The organism is Aeromonas sp. Y318-1, from assembly GCF_027706125.1.
Taxonomy (GTDB): Bacteria; Pseudomonadota; Gammaproteobacteria; order Enterobacterales; family Aeromonadaceae; genus Aeromonas; species Aeromonas hydrophila.
This window is the reverse complement of sequence record NZ_JAPDCM010000011.1, coordinates 119,841-140,977: the sequence shown is the minus strand read 5'-3', so window position 1 is coordinate 140,977 and position 21,137 is coordinate 119,841. Positions and strand designations below refer to the sequence as shown.

Annotated in this window: 19 protein-coding genes; 10 read left to right on the top strand and 9 right to left on the bottom strand. The window is 61.1% G+C overall.

Translation table 11 applies throughout. From position 1 onward, the window contains the following. Window positions 1–190: 190 nt before the first annotated feature. The 5 genes from rplU to OKB87_RS17020 all read left to right on the top strand — a co-directional run bounded on the left by rplU (window position 191) and on the right by OKB87_RS17020 (window position 5,799). A complete protein-coding gene (rplU, locus tag OKB87_RS17040) occupies window positions 191–502 on the top strand; it encodes a 50S ribosomal protein L21 (protein WP_005304210.1) in 312 nt (103 codons plus the stop codon). 17 nt (window positions 503–519) lie between these two features. Next, a complete protein-coding gene (gene rpmA / locus OKB87_RS17035; RefSeq protein WP_005339028.1) occupies window positions 520–777 on the top strand; it encodes a 50S ribosomal protein L27 in 258 nt (85 codons plus the stop codon). A gap of 190 nt (window positions 778–967) precedes the next feature. After that, window positions 968–2,170, top strand: a complete 1,203-nt coding sequence (gene cgtA, locus OKB87_RS17030; protein ID WP_011704870.1) for an Obg family GTPase CgtA — start codon at window positions 968–970, stop codon at window positions 2,168–2,170. A 393-nt stretch (window positions 2,171–2,563) separates the two neighbouring features. Then, entirely contained in the window at window positions 2,564–3,934 is a 1,371-nt protein-coding gene (locus tag OKB87_RS17025; RefSeq protein ID WP_016349611.1) for a YjiH family protein, read from the top strand. Window positions 3,935–4,104: 170 nt separating this feature from the next. After that, complete coding sequence (locus OKB87_RS17020) at window positions 4,105–5,799, top strand: AMP-binding protein (protein ID WP_270828076.1); 1,695 nt, start codon at window positions 4,105–4,107, stop codon at window positions 5,797–5,799. A 42-nt stretch (window positions 5,800–5,841) separates the two neighbouring features. Here the strand turns inward: OKB87_RS17020 and OKB87_RS17015 are convergent, their stop codons facing one another. From OKB87_RS17015 to OKB87_RS17005, 3 genes are all read right to left on the bottom strand, one after another. Next, a complete protein-coding gene (locus tag OKB87_RS17015; protein ID WP_270828075.1) occupies window positions 5,842–6,195 on the bottom strand; it encodes a hypothetical protein in 354 nt (117 codons plus the stop codon). A 76-nt stretch (window positions 6,196–6,271) separates the two neighbouring features. Then, on the bottom strand, window positions 6,272–6,622 hold the full coding sequence (locus OKB87_RS17010) for a hypothetical protein (protein WP_270828073.1): 351 nt from the start codon (window positions 6,620–6,622) through the stop codon (window positions 6,272–6,274). 132 nt (window positions 6,623–6,754) lie between these two features. Further along, window positions 6,755–9,727 carry an HD domain-containing phosphohydrolase gene (locus OKB87_RS17005; protein ID WP_270828072.1) on the bottom strand — a complete coding sequence of 991 codons (2,973 nt, stop codon included), beginning with the start codon at window positions 9,725–9,727 and terminating at the stop codon, window positions 6,755–6,757. A gap of 155 nt (window positions 9,728–9,882) precedes the next feature. Between OKB87_RS17005 and OKB87_RS17000 the strand changes: the two genes are divergently transcribed. The 3 genes from OKB87_RS17000 to OKB87_RS16990 all read left to right on the top strand — a co-directional run bounded on the left by OKB87_RS17000 (window position 9,883) and on the right by OKB87_RS16990 (window position 12,320). Further along, window positions 9,883–10,872 carry a luciferase-like monooxygenase gene (locus OKB87_RS17000; protein ID WP_146062048.1) on the top strand — a complete coding sequence of 330 codons (990 nt, stop codon included), beginning with the start codon at window positions 9,883–9,885 and terminating at the stop codon, window positions 10,870–10,872. Window positions 10,873–11,108: 236 nt separating this feature from the next. Then, window positions 11,109–11,609, top strand: coding sequence for a 2TM domain-containing protein (locus OKB87_RS16995; protein ID WP_017410311.1), 501 nt, complete (start codon window positions 11,109–11,111; stop codon window positions 11,607–11,609). A gap of 201 nt (window positions 11,610–11,810) precedes the next feature. Further along, window positions 11,811–12,320 carry a hypothetical protein gene (locus tag OKB87_RS16990; protein WP_270828071.1) on the top strand — a complete coding sequence of 170 codons (510 nt, stop codon included), beginning with the start codon at window positions 11,811–11,813 and terminating at the stop codon, window positions 12,318–12,320. 183 nt (window positions 12,321–12,503) lie between these two features. Here OKB87_RS16990 and OKB87_RS16985 read toward each other — a convergent pair whose 3' ends face one another. Genes OKB87_RS16985 through lptD form a run of 6 tightly spaced genes read right to left on the bottom strand, consistent with a single transcriptional unit; the run spans window position 12,504 to window position 19,272 of the window. Then, window positions 12,504–13,325 carry a symmetrical bis(5'-nucleosyl)-tetraphosphatase gene (locus tag OKB87_RS16985; RefSeq protein WP_270828070.1) on the bottom strand — a complete coding sequence of 274 codons (822 nt, stop codon included), beginning with the start codon at window positions 13,323–13,325 and terminating at the stop codon, window positions 12,504–12,506. 6 nt (window positions 13,326–13,331) lie between these two features. Beyond that, a complete protein-coding gene (gene apaG / locus OKB87_RS16980) occupies window positions 13,332–13,694 on the bottom strand; it encodes a Co2+/Mg2+ efflux protein ApaG (protein ID WP_016349618.1) in 363 nt (120 codons plus the stop codon). Between the two features lie 4 nt (window positions 13,695–13,698). Then, window positions 13,699–14,526 carry a 16S rRNA (adenine(1518)-N(6)/adenine(1519)-N(6))-dimethyltransferase RsmA gene (gene rsmA, locus OKB87_RS16975; RefSeq protein ID WP_016349619.1) on the bottom strand — a complete coding sequence of 276 codons (828 nt, stop codon included), beginning with the start codon at window positions 14,524–14,526 and terminating at the stop codon, window positions 13,699–13,701. Then, window positions 14,516–15,511, bottom strand: a complete 996-nt coding sequence (pdxA, locus tag OKB87_RS16970) for a 4-hydroxythreonine-4-phosphate dehydrogenase PdxA (protein ID WP_270828069.1) — start codon at window positions 15,509–15,511, stop codon at window positions 14,516–14,518. The genes rsmA and pdxA overlap by 11 nt, the downstream gene beginning before the upstream one ends. Next, a complete protein-coding gene (gene surA / locus OKB87_RS16965; protein WP_270828068.1) occupies window positions 15,511–16,809 on the bottom strand; it encodes a peptidylprolyl isomerase SurA in 1,299 nt (432 codons plus the stop codon). Before surA ends, pdxA begins: the two co-directional genes overlap by 1 nt. Before the next feature lie 30 nt (window positions 16,810–16,839). Further along, window positions 16,840–19,272, bottom strand: a complete 2,433-nt coding sequence (gene lptD / locus OKB87_RS16960) for an LPS assembly protein LptD (RefSeq protein ID WP_270828067.1) — start codon at window positions 19,270–19,272, stop codon at window positions 16,840–16,842. Between the two features lie 174 nt (window positions 19,273–19,446). Between lptD and OKB87_RS16955 the strand changes: the two genes are divergently transcribed. Then, window positions 19,447–20,457, top strand: coding sequence for an aminoglycoside phosphotransferase family protein (locus tag OKB87_RS16955; RefSeq protein WP_270828066.1), 1,011 nt, complete (start codon window positions 19,447–19,449; stop codon window positions 20,455–20,457). Further along, window positions 20,454–21,122 (top strand): N-acetylmuramate alpha-1-phosphate uridylyltransferase MurU, encoded by a 669-nt coding sequence (murU, locus tag OKB87_RS16950; protein ID WP_270828065.1) that lies wholly within the window; start codon window positions 20,454–20,456, stop codon window positions 21,120–21,122. The genes OKB87_RS16955 and murU overlap by 4 nt, the downstream gene beginning before the upstream one ends. The last annotated feature ends 15 nt before the right edge of the window (window positions 21,123–21,137 follow it).

Genomic DNA, 21,137 nt, shown 5'->3' with positions numbered 1-21,137 from the left:
TTCTACACGATTTCACAATGGGTTACAGTTAAGCGTTTGTTCACGGCGGCAGATATGCGCACAAAATAAACTTTTTGCTAAATTGGCCTTGCCTGAGCAAATCGATTTGCGTAGAATGCCGGCCCATTGTTATAGGTTTTTGCGCGTGTCTGGCCTTGAGCAAAAGACACGCCTTTACGGAGTTAATCAAATGTACGCGGTATTCCAAAGCGGCGGAAAACAACACCGTGTGGCCGAAGGTCAAATCGTTCGTCTGGAAAAGCTGAACGTTGAGACTGGCGCTACCATCGACTTCAACGAAGTGCTGATGGTTGCTGCAGGCGACACTTTTAAAGTAGGTGCTCCTTTCGTTGAAGGTGGCAAGGTTGTAGCTGAAGTTGTGGCTCACGGCCGTGGCGAGAAAGTGACTATCGTCAAGTTCCGTCGTCGTAAGCACCACCGTAAGCAAGCGGGCCACCGTCAGTGGTTCACTGAAGTCAAAATCACTGGCATCAGCGCTTAATTAGAGGAGTACGATAGATGGCACACAAAAAAGCTGGCGGTTCATCCCGCAACGGCCGCGATTCAGAAGCTAAACGCCTGGGCGTGAAGCGTTTCGGCGGCGAAACAGTTCTGGCTGGCAGCATCATCGTTCGTCAGCGTGGCACCAAGTTCCACGCCGGTACCAACGTTGGTCTGGGCAAGGATCACACCCTGTTCGCTACTGCGACTGGTAAAATCCTGTTCGAAGTTAAAGGTCCGCTGAACCGTAAGTACGTTAGCATCGTTGCTGAGTAATTACGGACCGCAAGGATCCGAAGCCCCGCCAACAGGCGGGGCTTTTGTTTTTCTGCAGCAGTTTACGAAAAAACGGCACGCAGCTGACCCTGGCTCTGAAAGGGCATGCTTGGCAAGATGCGTATCGCCCGCAGGGGTCTGTACCACTATAATTGCGTATCGGTTTTTCGAATTAAGGTGACGGTTACCTATGAAGTTTGTTGATGAAGTCCAGATTCGAGTCGATGCCGGTGACGGTGGTAACGGTTGTGTGAGCTTTCGCCGTGAGAAGTACATTCCGAACGGCGGCCCGGATGGCGGTGACGGCGGTGACGGTGGCGACGTGTATCTGGTTGCCGATGAAAACCTGAACACCCTGATCGACTACCGTTTCGAGCGTTTTCACGCCGCCGAACGTGGCGAGAATGGCCAGAGCGCCAACTGTACCGGCCGTCGCGGCAAGGACAGGATCCTGCGCGTACCGGTCGGCACCCGCGCCAGCGATGAAGACACCGGCGAACTGCTGGGTGACCTGACCCACCACGAGCAGAAGCTGCTGGTTGCCAAGGGCGGCTTCCACGGTCTGGGCAACACCCGTTTCAAGAGCTCCGTCAACCGGGCACCGCGCCAGAAGAGCAACGGTACCCCGGGTGAAGTACGTACCCTGAAGCTGGAGCTGTTGCTGCTGGCCGACGTCGGCATGCTGGGTCTGCCCAACGCCGGCAAGTCCACCTTCATCCGCGCCGTCTCCGCGGCCCGTCCAAAAGTGGCCGACTACCCCTTTACCACCCTGGTACCGAACCTGGGCGTGGTGCGTGGGGAGAACTCCCGCTCCTTCGTCATCGCCGACATTCCCGGTCTGATCGAAGGGGCTGCCGAAGGCGCTGGCCTCGGTATTCGCTTCCTCAAGCACCTCGAGCGCTGCCGCGTGCTGATCCATCTGGTGGACATCTGCCCGGTCGATGGTTCTGATCCGGCCGAAAATGCGGTGACCATCGTCCGGGAGCTGGAAAAATACAGCCCTGAGCTGGCGAGCAAGCCGCGCTGGCTGGTGTTCAACAAGATGGACCTGATCCTGGAAGAAGAGGCGCAGGAAGTGATGGATCGCGTCAAGACCGCCCTCAATCATGAAGGCCCTGTCTACGCCATCACCGCCATCAGCAAGGAAGGGACCAAGAAGGTCTGCTACGACATCCTGGACCTGCTGGACACCATGCCCCGTCAGCTGGCGGAAGATGCCAAAGACGCCATCGAGAAGGTGGAGTTCAAGTGGGACGACTACCACAAGAACCAGCTGGCCAAGGCTGAAGCCGATGCGCTGGCCGCCTCCAAGGCGTTTGATGAATCGCTGGACGACGACGAGTGGGACGACGAAGACGATGATGGCGTGGAAGTCATCTACGTGCGTGACTGACCCAGTTCCCGTGCGCGGTCGTGATACCGCCACCCGGTGCTGAAAAACCGGAGCCTTCCCAGGCTCCGGTTTTTTTATGGGGATCGACCGGATCACTATATAGATATATTTCTTATGTCACTTATTGCCTGCCAACCGCAACTGATTATACTGCGCACCTGAATGTAACCATGCCGAAACAATATGCTAACCAATTGCAATGAATTGATATGCGTATCTGCTTGCGTGCATTCTTATGGAAGGTTTGCCTGTATAAATATTTATGCTTGAAATGATCCATTAAAAGCTTGTTTGTGCATTTTATTGGGGTATTCTTGCGCCCGTTTTGCCGGGCGAGAGCATGGATATGCAGGTTTGCCTGGCTAAGGAAAAGTAACATTAAGGCTGTAGACCATGCTGGAAAAGACTCTGCAAGCACCTGCGCTCAATACCCGCCGCAACGTGCTGATGTTCCTGGTCCCGTCACTCATCGGGATCCTGCTGTTCATGACCCCCGTCATCTATGACGGAAACGTCACCATCCCCGTGGCCGTGCTGGCGAAGCTGGTACAGACGGTGTTTGCCGATTATCTGGTGGCCATGGTCAGCGCCATCATCACCACCACCATGCTGATGACGCTGGTAGCCTGGCTGTTCAAGCCGGCGATCCTGGTCAGACGTCCCTTCCTCAACAGCCTGTTCAACGTCTCCCCCTTCTGGGCCTGCGTGCGGGTATTGGGCGGCATCTTCGTGCTGCTGACCTTCTTCGAGGCAGGCCCGGCGGCCCTGCGTTCCGATGCGACCGGCGGCCTAGTGCTGCATGATCTGCTGCCGGTGCTGTTCTCCGTCTTCATCTTCGCCGGCCTGTTGCTGCCCTTGCTGCTCGATTTCGGTCTGCTGGAGTTTGTCGGCACCATGATGACCCGCATCATGCGCCCGGTGTTCCGTCTGCCCGGCCGCTCTGCGGTGGACTGTTTCGCCTCCTGGCTGGGGGATGGCAGTGTCGGCATCCTGCTGACCAGCAAACAGTACGAAGGCAAGTTCTACACCCAGCGGGAAGCGGCCGTCATCGGCACCACCTTCTCCGCCGTCTCCATCACCTTCTGCCTGGTGGTGATCTCCCAGGTTCGGCTGGAGCACATGTTCGTGCCCTTCTACCTGACCGTCTGCCTGGCCGGGGTGGTGGCCGCCATCGTGGTGCCGCGCCTGCCGCCGCTTTGCTGGAAGAAGGATGTCTACAGCGACGGTACTCCCCTGTGTCGCAAGCAGGAGTCGGTGCCGCACCAGCACAGCGTGCTGAGCTACGGCTATGAGCGGGCCCTGACCAAGGCCGAGGGCATGACCGACATGGGTGCAGTGGCACGGGAAGGGGTGAAGAACGCGCTGGACATGATCTTCGGCGTACTGCCGGTGGTGATGGCCATCGGCACCTGCGCCCTGATGCTGGCCGAGCACACCTCCATCTTCAACTGGCTGGGGGCCCCCTTCGTGCCCTTGCTGGAGCTGCTGCAACTGCCGGAGGCAGAAGCGGCCTCCAAGACCATCATGGTGGGCTTCGCCGACATGTTTATCCCGGCGGTGCTGGCTTCCACCATCGAGAGCGACATCACCCGCTTCGTGATCGCCGCCATGTCGGTCACCCAGCTCATCTACATGTCGGAAGTGGGCGCCCTGCTGCTGGGCAGCAAGATCCCGGTCAAGTTGTGGGAGCTGTTCGTGATCTTCCTGCTGCGTACCCTGATCACCCTGCCGGTCATCGCCGGGGTGGCGCACCTGCTGTTCTGATCCGGCTCGCGCCTTGTCACACGGTCAACTTCGGTTGGCCGTTTTTTATGGCCGGCATTAGACCAAAGTGAGTCTTTTACATGCCTTGTTTTTACATTAATGTAACAAGCTGCAAAAACACGCCAGCCGAGCAGTAGGCACGTCCAACCTATGTGGCCAGGAGTCACCCCATGACCTCACTGCTCAGCTACCGGGCCGGTCCCTGCGATCAGCCGCTGCTTCATCAGACCATAGGCGCCTACCTGCAACAGGTGGCGGAACGTTTCCCCGACCGGCCCGCAGTGGTGGTGCGCCACCAGCAGATCCGCTGGAACTACCGTGAATACCTGACCCAGATAGACAGATTGGCGCTGGGCCTGCTGGCGCTAGGGATCCGGCCGGGGGATCGGATCGGCATCTGGTCGCCGAACAACATCGAGTGGTGCCTGGTGCAATTTGCCACGGCCCGCATCGGGGCCATCATGGTCTGCATCAATCCCGCCTACCGCAACAACGAGTTAGCCTTTGCCATCAACAACGTGGGCTGTCGTGCCCTCATCTGCGCCAGTGCGTTCAAGGGCTGCGACTATCTCGCCATGCTGGGGGAGCTGGCACCCGAGCTGGCGCACTGCCTACCCGGCCGTCTCGTATCATCCCGGCTGCCGAGCCTGGAGATGGTGATCCGGCTCGGGGAGGAACAAAGCGTCGGCATGCTCAACTTCCCCGATGTGCTCTCGTTGGGCGATCAGCAGGACTCAGCCTGGCTGGTGCAGGTAGCGGCCACCCTCAAACCCGATGACGCCATCAACATCCAGTTCACCTCGGGCACCACGGGTAACCCCAAGGGGGCCACCCTCAGCCACAGCAACATCCTCAACAACGGCCGCCAGGTGGCACAAGGCATGGCGTTCAGCGAGCAGGACCGGCTCTGCATCCCGGTGCCGCTCTACCACTGTTTCGGCATGGTGCTTGGCAACCTGGCCAGCATCAGCGTGGGGGCCTGCGCCCTGTTTCCGGCCGAAGCCTTCGATCCGGTGGCCACCCTGCGGATGGTGAGCGAGGAGCGCTGCACCGCCTTGCACGGGGTGCCGACCATGTTCATCGCCGAGCTGGAGCTGACGGAGTTTGACCAGTTCGATCTCTCCTCCCTGCGCACCGGCATCATGGCCGGTGCCATCTGCCCAGAGCCCTTGATGCGCAAGGTGCAGACCCTGATGCACATGACCGAGGTGACCATCGCCTACGGCCAGACCGAGTGCAGTCCCATCAATCACATGACCGCCATCGATGCGCCGCTGGACAAGCGGGTCACCACGGTTGGCCGCGCCATCGGCCACACCGAGATCAAGCTGGTCGACCCCAGCGGAGAGATAGTCGCCATCGGCGAGCGGGGTGAGATCTGCTGTCGCAGCAACGGAGTGATGCAGGGTTACTGGCAGGATCCGGTCAAGACGGCGGAGACCATCGACCAGGAGGGGTGGCTGCACTCGGGGGACATCGGCATCATGGATGAAGAGGGCTATGTGCGGATTGTCGGGCGCAGCAAGGAGCTGATCATCCGCGGTGGCGAGAACATCTATCCGCGCGAGATCGAAGAGCGTCTGTACGATCATCCGGCGGTGCAGGATGCGGCGGTGTTCGGGGTCGACAGCGAGCGCTATGGCGAAGAGGTGTGCGCCTGGGTCAAGCTCAGACCCCGCCAGGAGGCCAGCGAGGAGGAGTTGAAACAGTTCCTGGCGGCCCGCATCGCCTATTTCAAGGTGCCCAGGTACATCCGGTTTGTGGAGGAGTACCCCATGACGGTGACCGGCAAGCTGCAAAAATTCAGGATGCGGGAGCTGATGAGTGACGAGCTGGCCCGCCAGCACGCCGAGGCGACGGGCTGAGGGGCGATGACAACGGAAAAAGGGCCTGCGGGCCCTTTGTCGTCAGCGTCCAAGCGGATGTGGTTGTGCCGGTGTGCGGGGGCACTGCACCAGCAGCATGTGGATGGTGAAGGTGCTGGTCTGGGGGAAGCTAGGGCGAAATCCCGTCACCGGATCAGCGGCCCCCATGCTCATCTGGTGAGTGGTGACGGTGCGCTTGCTTCGATCGACTTGCTGATAGCCGTGGGGGCAGCTCAAGAGCGCCTGTTGCTGGCACTCCTCTGGCGCGCCGCACTCGATCTGGAAGCGTTGCTGGGCGGGGTTGGCGGAGGGGAGTTCGCTGACGGTGGCGGGCGCCGGCAGCAGGGCGCAGCCGGACAGCAAGATGCTGCCCAGCAGCCATATTCTGGGTGACATAAGAGGCTCGTTCTTGGTGAGACAAGAGAAGGGCCGGCCAGGATTTGGGTTTCCCGTGCCGGCCGCGAGGCGCGGATCAGCGTGGCGTGATGCCCATGTCGACCGGACACTGGATGGTCAGGGAGTGCACCGTGTTGGCGACCCGATAGGGCTTGGCTGCCTTGTAGACCTTCTTATCGTCGTCGTAGCTGCCCCCCAGATACTGGGTGCTGTAGAGCGTCTGCTGGCGGCGATCGGTCTCCTTGTAGCCCTGCGGGCAGATCTGGTTGGCCTGCTGGAAGCAGGCCGTCATGCTGCTGCACTCGATGTAGAAGCCGCGCTGGCTGGCATCGGCCAGGTGCACCGGGGTGACGGTGGGGGCGGGAGGAGACAGCAGGGAGCAGCCGGACAGCGTCAGCGCGCCCAGCACAATGAGATGTTTTGACATAGATAACCTGAACAGTGTGGTGTGACAAAGAGTGAGGGGGAGTCTATTGCTCCCCCTTCGCTATAGGGGCACCGTTATAACCAGCCGGGGGCGCTCAGGCCAGCCCGCAAATGTAAGAAAATATGACCCGCCCTAGGCCAGTGTGGCCAGCAGGGCGGCTTCATCCACGGGATCCAGCTGTTCTGGGGCGAGGAATCTCTCTGCATAATCGCGCCAGATGCCGCTGCTGACAAACAGGGTAAACAGGGCGGGATCGATATGCTGCTCGCGCACCATGCTCTGCATGATGGCCAGCGACTGGGAGACCGTCTTGCCCGATTTGTAGGGGCGATCGCTGGCGGTCAGCGCCTCGAAGATGTCGGCGATGGCCATGATGCGGGCGGGGATGCTCATCTGGCTGCCCAGCAGCTGGCGCGGATAGCCCTTGCCGTCCATCCGCTCGTGGTGGCCGCCGGCAATCTCGGGCACGCTGCGCAGATGGCGGGGGAAGGGGAGGCGTTCGAGCATGCGGATGGTCTGGATGATGTGCTCGTTGATCTTGTAGCGCTCCTCCTCGGTAAGGGTGCCGCGACCGATGGCGAGGTTGTAACGCTCGCCCCGGTTGTAGAGGTGAGTGGGCACTCGCACCTTGAAGCCCCAGGGGTTGAGTTCGTCCAGTTGATCGTGAGCGGGGCGGGGGATGAGGTGGGCGGCCTTGTCCGCCAGCAGGGGTTCGACGCAGGGCAGCAGCGCGGCCGGTTCGTTCTGGCGCAGCTTGAGCTCCTCCCGGCTGATGCCGAGTCGATCGTCCAGGGTGCGCAGCCAGGTGCGGCTGGCGATGGCATCCAGCCTGGCCAGCTTCTCTGGCGCCATCCATTCACCACCGAGGTTGCACTCGGCGACGAAGGCGAACTCCTGATCCAGGGTGCTCCAGAGCGGAGCCACCTCGCTCCTGGCCGCTTCCCGTTCGGACGCCGGCAGGCGGGCCGCCAGCGCCTCGATGTAGCCGTCGCGCTTGAGCACCTCGAAGCGGGTGCGGATCTCGTGGATCCGGTCGTAGAGGGTCTCCAGCTTGGTGGCCTTGTCCACCACGAACTCGGGGGTGGTCACCTTGCCACAGTCGTGCAGCCAGCTGGCGATATGGATGGCCTCCCACTCCTCCTCGTTGAGCCGAAACTCGGCGAACGGCCCCTGCTGCTGGGCGCAGGCGGCCTCGGTCAGCATCCGGGTCAGCTCCGGCACCCGCTGGCAGTGGCCGCCGGTGTAGGGGCTCTTGGCGTCGATGGCGCCGGCCATCAGCTCGATGAAGGATTCCAGCAGCTGTTTCTGCTCCTCCAGCAGGCGCTGGTTCTCGATGGCGGAGGCCGAAGTGCCCGCCAGCGCCTCGATCAGGCTGATGCGCGAGGCCAGCTCGCGGGCCGGGCAGTCAGGCAGGATCAGCAGCAGGCAGCCGCTCAGCTCCTGGCGATGGTTGCGCAGCGGCTCGGCCACCAGCTGGCAGGGGCCGGGGAAGGGGCCCCAGTCAGCCAGATACTGCTGCCAGCCGCTCTGGTCGATGGCGAGGCTGAGTCGCTCGCCCCGGGCCAGCTCGCCAAACAGGGCCTGCTGCCAGTGGGTCTGATCGGCCGGCAGCGGCGCTTGGCGCCACAGTGCCTGTACCGCCACCATGCCCCGCTCCTGGGCCAGGTAGAGGCAGCCCCCTTCGGCCTGCACCGCGGCGATGGTCTCGTGCAGGATGCGGCTGAGCAGGGAGTCGAAGCGGTGTTCGGCCGCCAGCGCCCGCCCCATGTTCATGAAGTTGCCGAGGGTCAGCCGCATGCCAGACATGGTGCGGGCCAGATCGTCGATCTCGCGGATGGCCGACTCGGGGACCCGGCTCTCGCCAAAATCGAAGTGCTGGATCCGCTCCGCCTCCTTGGTGAGCGCCAGCAGCGGGGTGGCGGTGCGCCGCGAGACCAGCCAGATCACCGGCAGCAGCAGCAGCAGGCCCGCCAGTGCCCAGCCCAGGTTGACCAGGGCTTCGTCTCGGGCCTGCTGATAGAGCAGGTCGGCCGAGACCAGCAGGGCGATGTGGAAGGGGGAGTCGGTCCCGAGGGGAGCGAGGTTGACCAGCCAGTCGCTGCCATCGGCGGCGGTCAGGTTGAGCTCCGCCGGCTCGCTCAACAGGGTGGGCTGGCTGATGATCCGCTGCTGCAGATCCGGCAGGGCCGGGTGGGGCAGGGTCGCCAGCATGGGCAGCTGGCTCAGCTGCTCGAAGCTGGGCAGGTGTCTGGGGTCGGCGGCCAGCAGGGTGGCGTACTCGTCGAACAGGATCACCTGGCTCTGGGCGGGCAACTGCAGCTTGCCGATCAGGGCCGACAGCCCCTCGACGCTGGTGTCGAGCCCGATCACGGCGCGCCGATCGTCGCTCTCCACCGCCAGCGTCATGCCCGGCTCCTTGGTGGTGAAGAACAGATAGGGGCTGGTGGTGGCGATCCCCGCGCGCCAGCGGGCTTGCTTGTACCAGTCGCGGCTGCGGGGATCGTAGCGGTAGTTCGGCATGGCACGGCGCTCGAGCAGGGCCAGCCGTTGATCGAAATAGAGAAATTCCCCCTTGCCCTGGCTGAGGCTCTGCACTAGCAGGGTACTGGTGGCCGGGACGCCCCCCAGCTGGGCTCTGGCCCGCTCGGTCAGCTTGCGCACCAGAAAGAAGTCGCCATCCTCGTAGCCGGCATAGACGGCCCCATAGCTGGGGCTGTTGGCCAGCACCTCCGCCAGTTGCGGCAGGTAGGCCAGGCGTTCGGTCAAGGTGGTCATGGCGGCCAGCTGGCCGCTGCGCAACAGGCTGAGGGACATGCGGGCCGGTCGCTCGTTCAGTTGCAGGGCGAGGGCCAGCTGCTGGCGATACTGCAGGAAGTTCTGTCGCTCGTGCTCCAGTCCCTGGCGCGCCCCTTGCTGGAACTGCAAGGCGATGAGGGCGCTGCCGAGCAGGGTGAACAGCAGGATGAAGAGGGTGGCGATATGCACGTAGAAGGGTTTACGACCTGGCCTGGCAGTTGTCATGGACACATCCTTGTCACACGGGCGATTGCAGAGACGATCAGCTTGCAGTGTGCCAACAGGATGACAGAAAACACAATAACCCATTCATGGATATCGGGATGTGGCTGACGGAAACGGCGCCTGCCGGAGCTCTCGGTGCTCGCTCTGGCCAATTTTGCCGGCTGATCACGTGATTCATTCAGGTATCCCGTGCTACATTGCCCCACTTGTTACTGGTCTGTGAATCAATGGAGTGACCCATGTCTGCCATCCCCTATTCCGTACTCGATCTGGTGCCCGTGGCCGAAGGCTCCCAGCCGGCCGAGTCGTTTCGCCGCTCGCTGGACCTGGCCCGTCATGCCGAACGCCTGGGCTATTGCCGCTACTGGCTGGCCGAGCACCACAACATGCCGGGCATCGCCAGCGCCGCCACCTCGGTACTGATCGGTCATCTGGCCGGCGGTACCAATACCCTGCGGATCGGGGCCGGCGGCATCATGCTGCCGAACCACTCGCCGCTGGTCATCGCCGAGCAGTTCGGCACCCTGGCGTCGCTCTATCCGGATCGCATCGATCTCGGGCTTGGCCGTGCGCCGGGCACCGATCAGCGCACCATGCGGGCGCTCAGACGCCAGCGCAGCGGCGAGGTGGATGACTTCCCGGCCGATGTGCGCGAGCTGATGGATTACTTTGGCGACGAGGTGGGGGCGGTGCAGGCGGTACCGGGGCAGGGGCTGCATCTGCCCATCTGGCTGCTGGGTTCGAGCCTCTACAGCGCCCAGCTGGCGGCGGCCATGGGGCTGCCGTTCGGCTTTGCCTCGCACTTCGCCCCCGCCATGCTGCTGCAGGCGCTTGAGATCTATCGCGCCCAGTATCGCCCCTCCGCCCGCTGGCCCAAGCCCCATGCGGTGGTCTGCATCAACATGATCGCCGCCGACAGCGAGCGGGAGGCACGCTTCCAGTTCACCACCCTGCAGCAGCAGTTCCTGCGCCTGCATCGAGGCAACGCAGGCAAGCTGCCGGCCCCTGTCATCGAGCTGGGGGAAGAGTGGTCGGAGCGCGAGCTGCTGGCCATGGAGCAGACCCTGGCCCGTTCGCTGGTGGGCAATCCGGACCAGATACGTCACGGCCTCAAGGCGCTGCTGGCGGAAACCCGGGCCGACGAGCTGATGTTCAACGGCCCCATCGTCGATCATCAGGCTCGCCTGCGCTCTTTCGAGATTGCCGCCGAGTTGATGCAGACGCTATAAGCTCGCCTGCCCGATACCAAGGCGCTATCTTGCACAAAGTGCCACCTCTGTCGCCCTGCTGTCAGGTGATCGAAAGGGGGGCGTCGTGGGGAGGAATAGCTGAGTTTTTGAGCACGCTCTTTTATCTAATGTACTGAATCCAAAGGAAAGTCAGGTTGGTGTCAGGGCGCTGTCGTGGCCCATGGCACCCGCCGGCCCCTATGCTGGCCCCGTCAATCAACCACAAGGAGTTCGAGATGATCGTCAGGAAGTTGAGATTGCAGCGGGGCTGGTCACAGGAGCAGTTGGCCGCCTTTACCGGCCTGAGCGTTCGCACCATACAGCGGATCGAGCAGGGTCAGCAGCCCGGACTGGAATCCCTCAAGGCCCTGGCCGCCGTCTTTGAGCTCGAAGTGGCGCAACTTGACGGTACAAGCCAACAGGAGCACGAGATGAGAGGGAGTGACACGATGGAACGGGATGAGATACGGGTATCGGTAGAGGAGCGGGCCGCCATGCGTTATGTGGAGGGGCTCAAGGGCTTCTATTACCACATCGCCAGCTACCTGCTGGTGATTTGCGGGCTGTTTGTCATCAACTACCTGAGCAACCCGGGCTATATCTGGGCCTGGTGGCCAGCGCTGGGCTGGGGGCTGGGATTGATCTCCCATGCCATCAACCTGTTCCAGCCGTTCAAGCTGTTCGGGCCCGAGTGGGAGCGGCAACAGATCGAGAAGCGGTTGGGGCGCAAGCTGTAATATTAAAAGTGTTCTACCAACTAATTTAAATTTTGGAACCTCAAGTCTGAGGTTCCTCTCAATATCGACTAGCTATTTTTATAATTTTTGCATTTTTAATTAAGCGTTTAGCAAGTTTTTTAATATTTACTTTATCTGCCGGAAATTAAATCCCCATGACAAGTGTAATTATATTTTATAGTTTATCTTAAAGGAGAGGATATGTCTTTTATAGAAATTGTTGTTGGCACTCCTGCATGGGTTTGGGTTTTATTTGTCTTTTTGATGGCAAATGGGATCAGAGCATTAAATGATCGGGTGATCGAAATTAAGAGTTTGTTCATTATGCCACTGGTCTTTCTCTTGTGGGGAGGTGTCAGTGTAAGTTATGAGCTAACTTTCTTTTTCTGGGGGGGGACAGCTATGCTGTGGGGGCTGTTGATCGGTTTTGGTTTTGGCTGGCGTGTCTTGAGTCGTGGCCCACAGTTAAAAAGCAAAGAGGGAAGTGATTTAATTATCTGGCCTGGTACTTCATGGCCTATTATATTCATGATTATTGCTTTTATTACAAATTATACTTTTAATATTTGTGTTAATATAAGTCCAGAGTTAAGGGCTGTGTTGTCTTTCAACATTTTATTTGGCTTTTTAAGTGGTCTGAACAGTGGTGTGATTTGGGGGAAGATATTGAATTTATATTTAACGTTTAAACATGGAAAAGCAAATTTTTAATTACATCCATATCAACTGTCATGTGTTGTACTGTCATCTATATATAGTAGCTTGGGCAGTTATCAATTTATTTTAATTGGTATTATTGAGCTGCATCTATATATGAAATAGAAAGCCCGATACACTGTCGGGCTTGTTACTAAAAAATATGGCTTTATTACTCGAACTACACACTGAGCAAACTTATTTGGCGTAAGTGGGACAGGGGGTGGCGATCAGGGCGTCATCTTCATATCGCCACAGGGTGAGGCTGTTGCCCCAGACACAGCCGGTGTCCAGTGCCTTGATGTCCTGCTTGCCGGTGTTGCCCATCAGGGCAGCCCAGTGGCCGAACACCAGGATGGGGTCATCCACATGGTGCTCGCGCTGCTCGAACCAGGGGCGCAGGCCCGGGGTCGATTCCTTGGGGCCCTTCTTGCATCTGAAGTCGAGCCGGCCGTCGAAATAGCAGAAGCGCATCCGGGTGAAGGTGTTGATGATGTAGCGGTAGCGCTCGATCCCGACCAGATCGTCCTGCCAGCCATCCGGCTGATCGCCATACATGTTGTGTAGCAGCCACTGGTATTGATCGCCGCGCAGCAGGCTCTCCACCTCGCGGGCGCAGTTGCGGGCGGTGCGGGCGTCCCACGCCGGGGAGATGCCGGCATGCACCATCATGATGGGCAGGTCGGGGTGCTCCGCCAGCAGCGGACGGTGGCGCAGCCACTCCAGCAGCTCGTCCCGATCCGGTGCCTCCATCAGCTCCTGCAGCTTGTCCTTCTTCTTGAGCGGGGCGACGCCATCGGCGACCGCCAGCAGGTGCAGATCGTGGTTGCCGAGCACGGTGACGGCCCGGTTGCCCAGCCCCTTGACGAAGCGCAGGGTATTGAGAGAGTCCGGGCCGCGGGCGACCAGATCGCCGCACAGCCAGAGCACGTCGTTAGCGGGATCGAACTCGGCCAGATCCAGCAGACGGCGCAAATCGTCGTAACAGCCCTGGATATCGCCAACAAAACAGTTCGCCATGAAACCTCAGTTGATAATGTGGGGGACGGCCAGCGTAAAGGGCGCGATGGGCGCCTCGAATTGCTGCCCCGACTCGTCTTGCAGGGTATAACTCCCTTCCATCACCCCGAGCGGGGTGGCCAGCGGCACGCCGCTCTGATAGCGGAAGGTCTCTCCCTCTGCAATCACCGGCTGCTCGCCGACCACGCCGGGGCCTTCGACTTCCAGCATCTTGCCATTGGCATCGGTGATGAGCCAGCGCCGGTGCAGCAGCTGCGCCGGGCCCGGCCCCAGGTTCTCGATCTCGATGAGATAGTGGAACTGGTAAGGGTCTTTGGAATCCGCCACATAACGGGGGTATGGGCGGATCACGATGTGCGGAGTGGCCACGGGATCAGGCCTGTTGCTGATCCGCCAGCCAGTTGGCGATCATGACGAACTGCTCGAGGGAGAGATTCTCCGGGCGCAGGTTGCCATCGATACCAAGCTCGGTCAGCTGGGCGTCCGTGATGAAGTTGGAGAAGCTGTTGCGAATGGTCTTGCGACGCTGGCCGAAGCCCTCGGTGCAGACCCGGTTCAGGCAACGAATGTCTTTCGCGACGATGGTCGGGTTCTTGTGCGGGATCAGACGCACCACGGCGGAATCCACCTTCGGTGCCGGCTTGAAGGCGCCAGGGCCCACTTCCAGCACAGGCACTACCTGACAGTAGTACTGGGTCATCACGCTCAGCCGGCCATAAGCCTTGCTGCCAGGGCCGGCTGCCAGACGCAGGACCACTTCCTTTTGCAGCATGAAGTGCATGTCCTCTACCCGGTCGGCGAACTCGCACAGGTGGAAGATGAGCGGGGTGGAGATGTTGTAGGGCAGGTTGCCGAAGATGCGCAGCGGCCCCTTGCCTTCCCCCATCAGGGTACCGAAGTCGAAGCGCATGGCATCGGCTTCGATGACGGTCAGCTTCTCCTTGAGAGTCGGGTGCTCGCGCAGGCGCGCGGCCAGATCCCGGTCCAGCTCGACCACGGTCATCTTGTCCATCTGGGAGGCGACCGGCTCGGTCAGCGCGGCCAGACCCGGGCCGATCTCCACCAGGTTCTGACCCGGCTGCGGATTGATGGCGGCCACGATCTGATCGATCACGTAGCGATCGTGCAAGAAGTTCTGACCGAAACGCTTACGGGCGGTGTGGCCCATGTGCACCTTGTTGCTCTGCACCTTACTGCTCATATCTTTTTTTCTCTACCATCTTGATGGCGTGGTTGATCGCGGTGATCAGGCTGCCCGAGTCGGCGAGGCCCTTGCCTGCCAGATCCAGTGCGGTGCCGTGATCCACCGAAGTGCGGATGAAAGGAAGTCCAAGGGTGATATTGACCGAACTGCCGAAGCCCTTGTATTTGAGCACGGGCAGCCCCTGGTCGTGGTACATGGCGAGTACCGCATCCGCATCCTTGAGGTATTTGTCCTGGAACAGGGTATCGGCCGGCAACGGGCCGACCAGATCGATCCCCTCCTGGCGAAGGCCTGCCAGGGCGGGTTCGATCACGTCAATCTCTTCACGGCCGAGATGGCCGCCTTCCCCGGCGTGGGGATTGAGGCCGCAGACGTAAATGCGTGGCTTGGCGATGCCGAATTTGCTCTTGAGATCCGCATCCAGGATGCGGATCACCTTGCCGAGCCGATCCTCGGTGATGGCCATCGCCACATAGGCCAGCGGAATGTGGGTGGTCGCCAGCGCGACCCGCAGTCCCTCGGTTGCCAGCAGCATCACCACGTCGGCGGTGCCCGACTGCTGGGCGAAGAACTCGGTGTGACCGCTGAACGAGACGCCAGCCTGGTTGATGATCCCCTTGTGCACCGGCCCGGTCACCACGGCGGCAAACTCGCCGCTCATATTGCCGTCGCAGGCGCGCTGCAGGGTGGCCAGCACGTAGGCACCGTTGCCCTCGTCGAGCATGCCCGGCACCACGGCGGCGCCGAGGGGAACCGGACAGACGGTGAGGGTGCCCGCCCGCTGGGGGCGGGCAGGCTGGTCGGCATCATAGGGCTGCAACTCGACGGGCAGCCCCAGCAGGGCGGCCCGCTCGCGCAGCAGCGCCGGATCGGCGATCACCACCAACTGGTGCGGCCACTCCTGCTGGGCAATCTGCAGCACCAGATCCGGGCCGATCCCGGCCGGTTCACCCGGGGTGATGGCGAGACGACGACAACTCATCAGCTGCCGGCGCCTTCGATCTGGATGTAGGCCTCGTCACGCAGCTCGTCCAGCCAGGCCTGGGACTCTTCGGTGAAGCGACGGTTGTAAATCAGCTGATAGGCGCGCTGCTCCTGGGCCTTGTTGGTGGCATCCTGGCTGCGGCGCTCTTCCAGCTGGACGATGTGCCAGCCGTGGGTGGTGCGGAAGGGTTCGCTGATCTGGCCCGGTTGCAGGCGGTTGACCATGTCGCGGAACTCCGGCACATAGACGTTGGGATCGGACCAGCCCAGTTCGCCACCCTGCACCGCAGAACCCGGATCCTCGGAGTACTTCTCTGCCAGGCTGGCGAAGCTGGCCTTGCCGCTCTTGATGTCGTGCAGGATGCCGTCCAGCATGCCCTTGGCTTTTTCTTCGCTCAGGATGATGGAGGGCTTGATCAGAATGTGACGGGCGCGCACTTCGGTCTGCACGACCTGCTGCTGGCCCTTGGTATCGAACACCTTGATGATGTGCAGGCCGGCACCGGAACGCAGCGGGCCAACGATGTCGCCCTTCTTGGTGCCTTGCACCGCCTCGGCCATCAGGGTCGGCATCTCTTGCGGGCTCATCCAGCCCCAGTCACCCCCTTCCAGCGCCTTGGGTCCGCTGCTCTCGGCAATGGCCATCTTGCGGAAGTCGGCACCCTGCTTGAGGGCGGCCAGGATGCGTTCAATCTTGCTCTTGGCGGCGTTGAGCTGCTCGGCGCTTGGGTTGTCCGGCAGGGCAACCTGGATGTGGCCGACATGGTATTGCTGCTGTTGCTGACCCTGCTTGGCGAGGATGTCGACCACCTGCTTCACCTCCTGCTCGGAGATGTTGATGCGGCGGCGCACCTGATTGCGGCGCACCTCGTTCATCAGGATCTCGCGGCGTACCTCTTCCCGATACTGGGCATAGGTCAGCCCTTCACGGGCCAGCTGGGCTCGCAGCTGATCCTGGGTCATCTTGTTGTCGGCGGCGATGCTCTGGATAGCCTGCTCCAGCTGGGTATCGCTGATCTTGAGGCCCTGACGATCCGCCAGTTGCAGCTGCAGGCTCTCCTGGATCAGCCGATCCAGCGCCTGTTTGCGCAGGGTGGCGTCATCGGGCAGGGACTGGCCGCTCTCCTGGGCAGAAGCTTTCACCTTCTGCACCAGGGCTTCCTGCTGGCTGGCCAGCACCACGTCCTTGTTGACCACGGCAAGCACCTTGTCCATCAGTTCGGGGGCGGCGAAGGCACCCTGGCTCATGGCTCCGAACAGGCCTGCAGTCAGCAGGGAAATCAACGTCTTCTTCATATCCATCTCTCAAGGCGTTTGCCAGACCGCTTATTGGTCTCGCAGGTTAAACGGACGAATGTAAGGCAGTGCTTCGGTGTCCAGGGAGGTGCCCTTGGAGCCGGTACCCACGCTACCCAATCCTTTCATTTCAAACTGAATGCCCAGACTGCGCTCCGAGGTCGGACGCATGGTCACGTTGTCCGGAGTGTTGACCCACTCCAGGTTGAAGTTGATGCTCCAGCAGCAGGAGTCGTACTTCAGGCCTACCTTGCGATCAGACTTCACGCTCTGATTCAGCTCCTGATAGTAACCCCCGTACAGGTGCCACTGGTCGTTGAGCGGGGTAGTCAACAGCAGGCCGATCTGGTTGAGGTCGGTTACCTGTCCCTTGTTTTCAAGGTCGTAGTTGGCATCGCGCACGAAGCGATGGTTCAGCTGGCTGATCAGCTTCTCGCGGCGATACTCGATGGCGCTGTTGGCGGAGCTGAGCCGGCTCTGGTCCACATCATATTGCGCGCCGGCATGGGCAAACCACTGCTCGTTGATCTTGGCATCCCCCTCGAAAGAGAGCGGGGAGCGGGTGTTGGTGTTCAGGGTCTCGCTGGGATAGAGCTTGACCCTGGGCGCAACAAAATCGAAAGCTTGGGCAACGGCCAGCCGAATTCGTTCATCACCGGCCTCATCATATACCCGGCTGGTGAGGCCGATGGAGACTCTGTTGGAATCGCTGATGCGATCCAGACCGGCGTAGCGGCGGTCGCTGAACAGGCTGTAGTAGTCCTGGCGCATGCCGGTGGAGTCATAGACGCCTATGTTGTCCTGGTTCTTGTAGGGCACATAGAGGTACTGGAACTCTGGCTCCAAGGTCTGGTTGGCATCGCCGCCGAACCAGTTCTGGTTGCGCTCGAAGGTCATGCCGCCCTTGAGGCGGAAGGAGGGCAGGGTGCGGGTGATGATCCCTTCGTCCAGAGTGACTCCGTTGCCACCTTCAGCAGTGAAATTTTTGACGAAGGTCTGGCTCATGTTGTCCGGCACTTCCTGATCGTAACGGGTGTACATCAGCTTGTACTGGCTGTCGAGGTAGTAGCCTGCCTCGTTGATGAGCGGCATGGTCAGGGTCGGGGCCGTGTAGACCCGGGTGCCGGTGTAGGCACCGCCCTGGTTCTGGGCGATGGCCTGGGCGTTGTTGTAGCCGAACTTGGTGATCTCGGTGTTCCAGGCCAGATCGTACCAGCTGCCTTGCTGGTAATAGTTGTGGTCGATGCGCGGCATCAACTCGTGGGGCTGCTGGGCGCTGGCCAGCAGGATCTGGTAGGTGCGCACCTCGGTGTTGATGTTCCAGTTGGGCTGGAAGTAACCGGCCATCAGGGACTGCTGCAACTGGTTCTCGACCTGAGTGCCCACCTTGGGGGAGAAGTCGTTGAAGTAGTTGTAATCCCGGTCCCGCACCTTGGTGTAGTCGAGCGACACCCGCATGGCGTTGTCGGCAAACAGCGAGGTGTGGTTGGCGTTGAGCAGGTAGCGGTGACCGTCAGACATGGCCTGGTTGAGGCTCGGGGTCTCGTCGTACTGCTTGTCGTTGGCCAGGTTCTCGAAATAGAGGCTGCCGACATGGGCCGGATCCGGCATGTAGCGGAACTCGACCTGCTCCATCAGGCCCCGTCTGTCCATGAAGCGGGAGGTGATGGTGGCATCGTAGTTCGGGGCTATGTTCCAGTAGAACGGCTGGGTGATGTCCATGCCGTTCTTGGAGCTCTGGGTATAACCCGGGTAGAGCAGGCCCGTCTTGCGTTCATCCTTGATCGGGAAGTTGATGTACGGGAAGTAGAACACCGGGTAGTCGTAGAGCCAGAGACTGGCGTTCCAGGCCTCCCCGAACACCTCGGTCTGATCGATGTCGATGCTGCCCGCCTTCAGGGTCCACACTTCCTGACCCGGCGGGCAGGTGGTGTACTGGGCCCCTTCCAGGGTGATGTTCTGGTTGTTGTTGGTCATGGTGACCCGGTCGGCTGAGCCGCGCACCGGCGAGCCATGCACCTGATACTTGCCCTCTTCCAGCTCGGAGTTCTTGGTATCCAGGTTGGATTTCAGGGTCTTGTCGCTGGTGACCGTGATCTGGCCATCGTTGTAGTAGATGTTACCGATGGCGATGACGTCCCGGCTCTTCTGATCGAGCTCGGCATAGTCGGAATCGAACTTGCGCACGCCCTGGCGCACCTTGACGTCGCCCTGGTAGACGGCGGTGCCGCCCTGCTTGGCTTCGAGCCGATCGGCATCCACTTCCACGGGTTGGGCGTTGGCGTCCTTGCCGGGTGCCAGCTTCTCAATCTTGGGGACATAGTCATAGCAGAGCCCGTCCAGGATCCCGGTGGCGGGCGGCGGCGTCAGCGGCGCCGCCTGCACGATGGCCGGGGTCAGGGCTGGAACAAGGCTGATGGTCAGGGCGATGGGATAGGAGTATCCCAGTGTCCGTTTTGTCATGTGAAAGACTCGCGCAATCCGTGGTAGCTACGGCTGATTCAAGACATGCATTTTACGACAGGATTCATCGAGTTGACATTGCATGTCATTGCTTTATGTTAGCCGGCAATGATAAAGCATTATTGCGGCCAGGGCTAACAGCCAAGTGCTGCTTTCCAATTTGGTCCCCGACTTATGCACGATCGCGATTCCCTCTTGTTGCACTGGGCGCGCCGGATTTCCGGTGATGCCAGCCTGCAGTTGACCCTCATTTCCGGTGACGCCAGTTTTCGCCGCTACCACCGTGGCGGTGGCCTGATCTGGGTGGATGCCAATCCTAAAACCGAAAAAAATCATGAGTTTGTCCGCAATGCCTCGGCCCTGCATGCCGGTGGTCTGCTGGCCCCCGAGGTGCGGGCGGTGGACTATGAGCAGGGGCTGCTGGCGGTGACCGATCTGGGGGACACCCAGCTTATCGGCTGCCTGAACGCAGACAACGTGCTGGCCTGGTACGGCAAGGCCATCGCGCTGCTGCCCCGTCTCGGCGCTGTTGAACTGGACCTCGAGCCTTTTGATGCCGCCTTTATGGCGCGGGAGAACAGCATTTTCCCCGAGTGGCTGCTGGGTCACCATCTGCAACTGACCCTGAGCGATGAAGAGCAGCAGTTGCTGGCTGAGACCTTTTCTTGCCTCACCGAGAACAACCTGGCCCAGCCGCAGGGGGTGATGCACCGGGATTTTCACAGCCGCAACCTGATGGTGTGCGGCGGCGAGACTCCGGCCGACAGCCGGCTGGCGGTCATCGACTTCCAGGACATGGTCATAGGCCCGCTCAGCTATGACCTGGTCTCGCTGCTGAAAGACTGCTACGTGCGCTGGCCGGACGCGGTGATCGAACAGGGCATGCGGCTCGGGTTTGACACCTTGCAGCAGGCCAAGCTGCTGAGCGAGCTCGATTACGCCGCGTTTCGTCGTGCCGCCGACCTGACCGGCATGCAGCGCCACCTCAAGGCGGCGGGTATCTTCACCCGTCTCTACCACCGCGATGGCAAGTCCGGTTACCTCAAGGACATTCCCCGCACCCTCGGCTATGTGGTGGATGTCTGCCATAGCCATGGCGCGAGCTACCCGGTGCTGGCCCGCTTCGGCCAGTGGCTGGCGCAGGTGGTGCTGCCCGGGCTGGCCCGCACCGGAGTGGCGTCATGAAGGCGATGATCCTGGCCGCCGGTCGCGGCGAGCGGATGCGCCCGCTCACCGACAGCCTGCCCAAGCCGCTGCTGGCGGTGGGGGGCAAGCCGCTCATCGTGCACCATATCGACAAGCTCAGGGATGCCGGTGTGACCGACCTGGTCATCAACCACGCCTGGCTCGGCCACAAGCTGGTAGAGGCCCTCGGCGATGGCCGTCAGTTCGGAGTCGACATTCAATGGTCGGCGGAGGAGAGCGCGCTGGAGACCGCCGGCGGCATCGTGCAGGCGTTGCCGCTGCTGGGGGCTGAGCCGTTTCTGGTGATCAACGGCGATACCTGGCTCGATCTGGACTATCGCACCCTGGTGACCCAGCCGCTGGGCACGGATCTGGCCCACCTCTGGCTGGTGCCCAACCCGCCGCAGCATCCGGCGGGGGACTTTGCGCTGCAGGCGGGCAAGGTGGTCGATAGCCCGGCGCTGACCTTCAGCGGAGTCGGGCTCTATGATCCCGCCGCCTTTGCCGGACTCACGCCGGGGGCGCGCAAGCTGGCGCCGCTGCTGCGAGAGCGGATGGCGCAGGGCCGGGTGGGCGGCAGCCTGCTGGCCGGCGAGTGGCGCGACATCGGCACGGCAGCACGGCTGCAGGCGCTGGACGATCAGTTGCAAGGACGCACTCATTAATTTCACGAGGTCTTG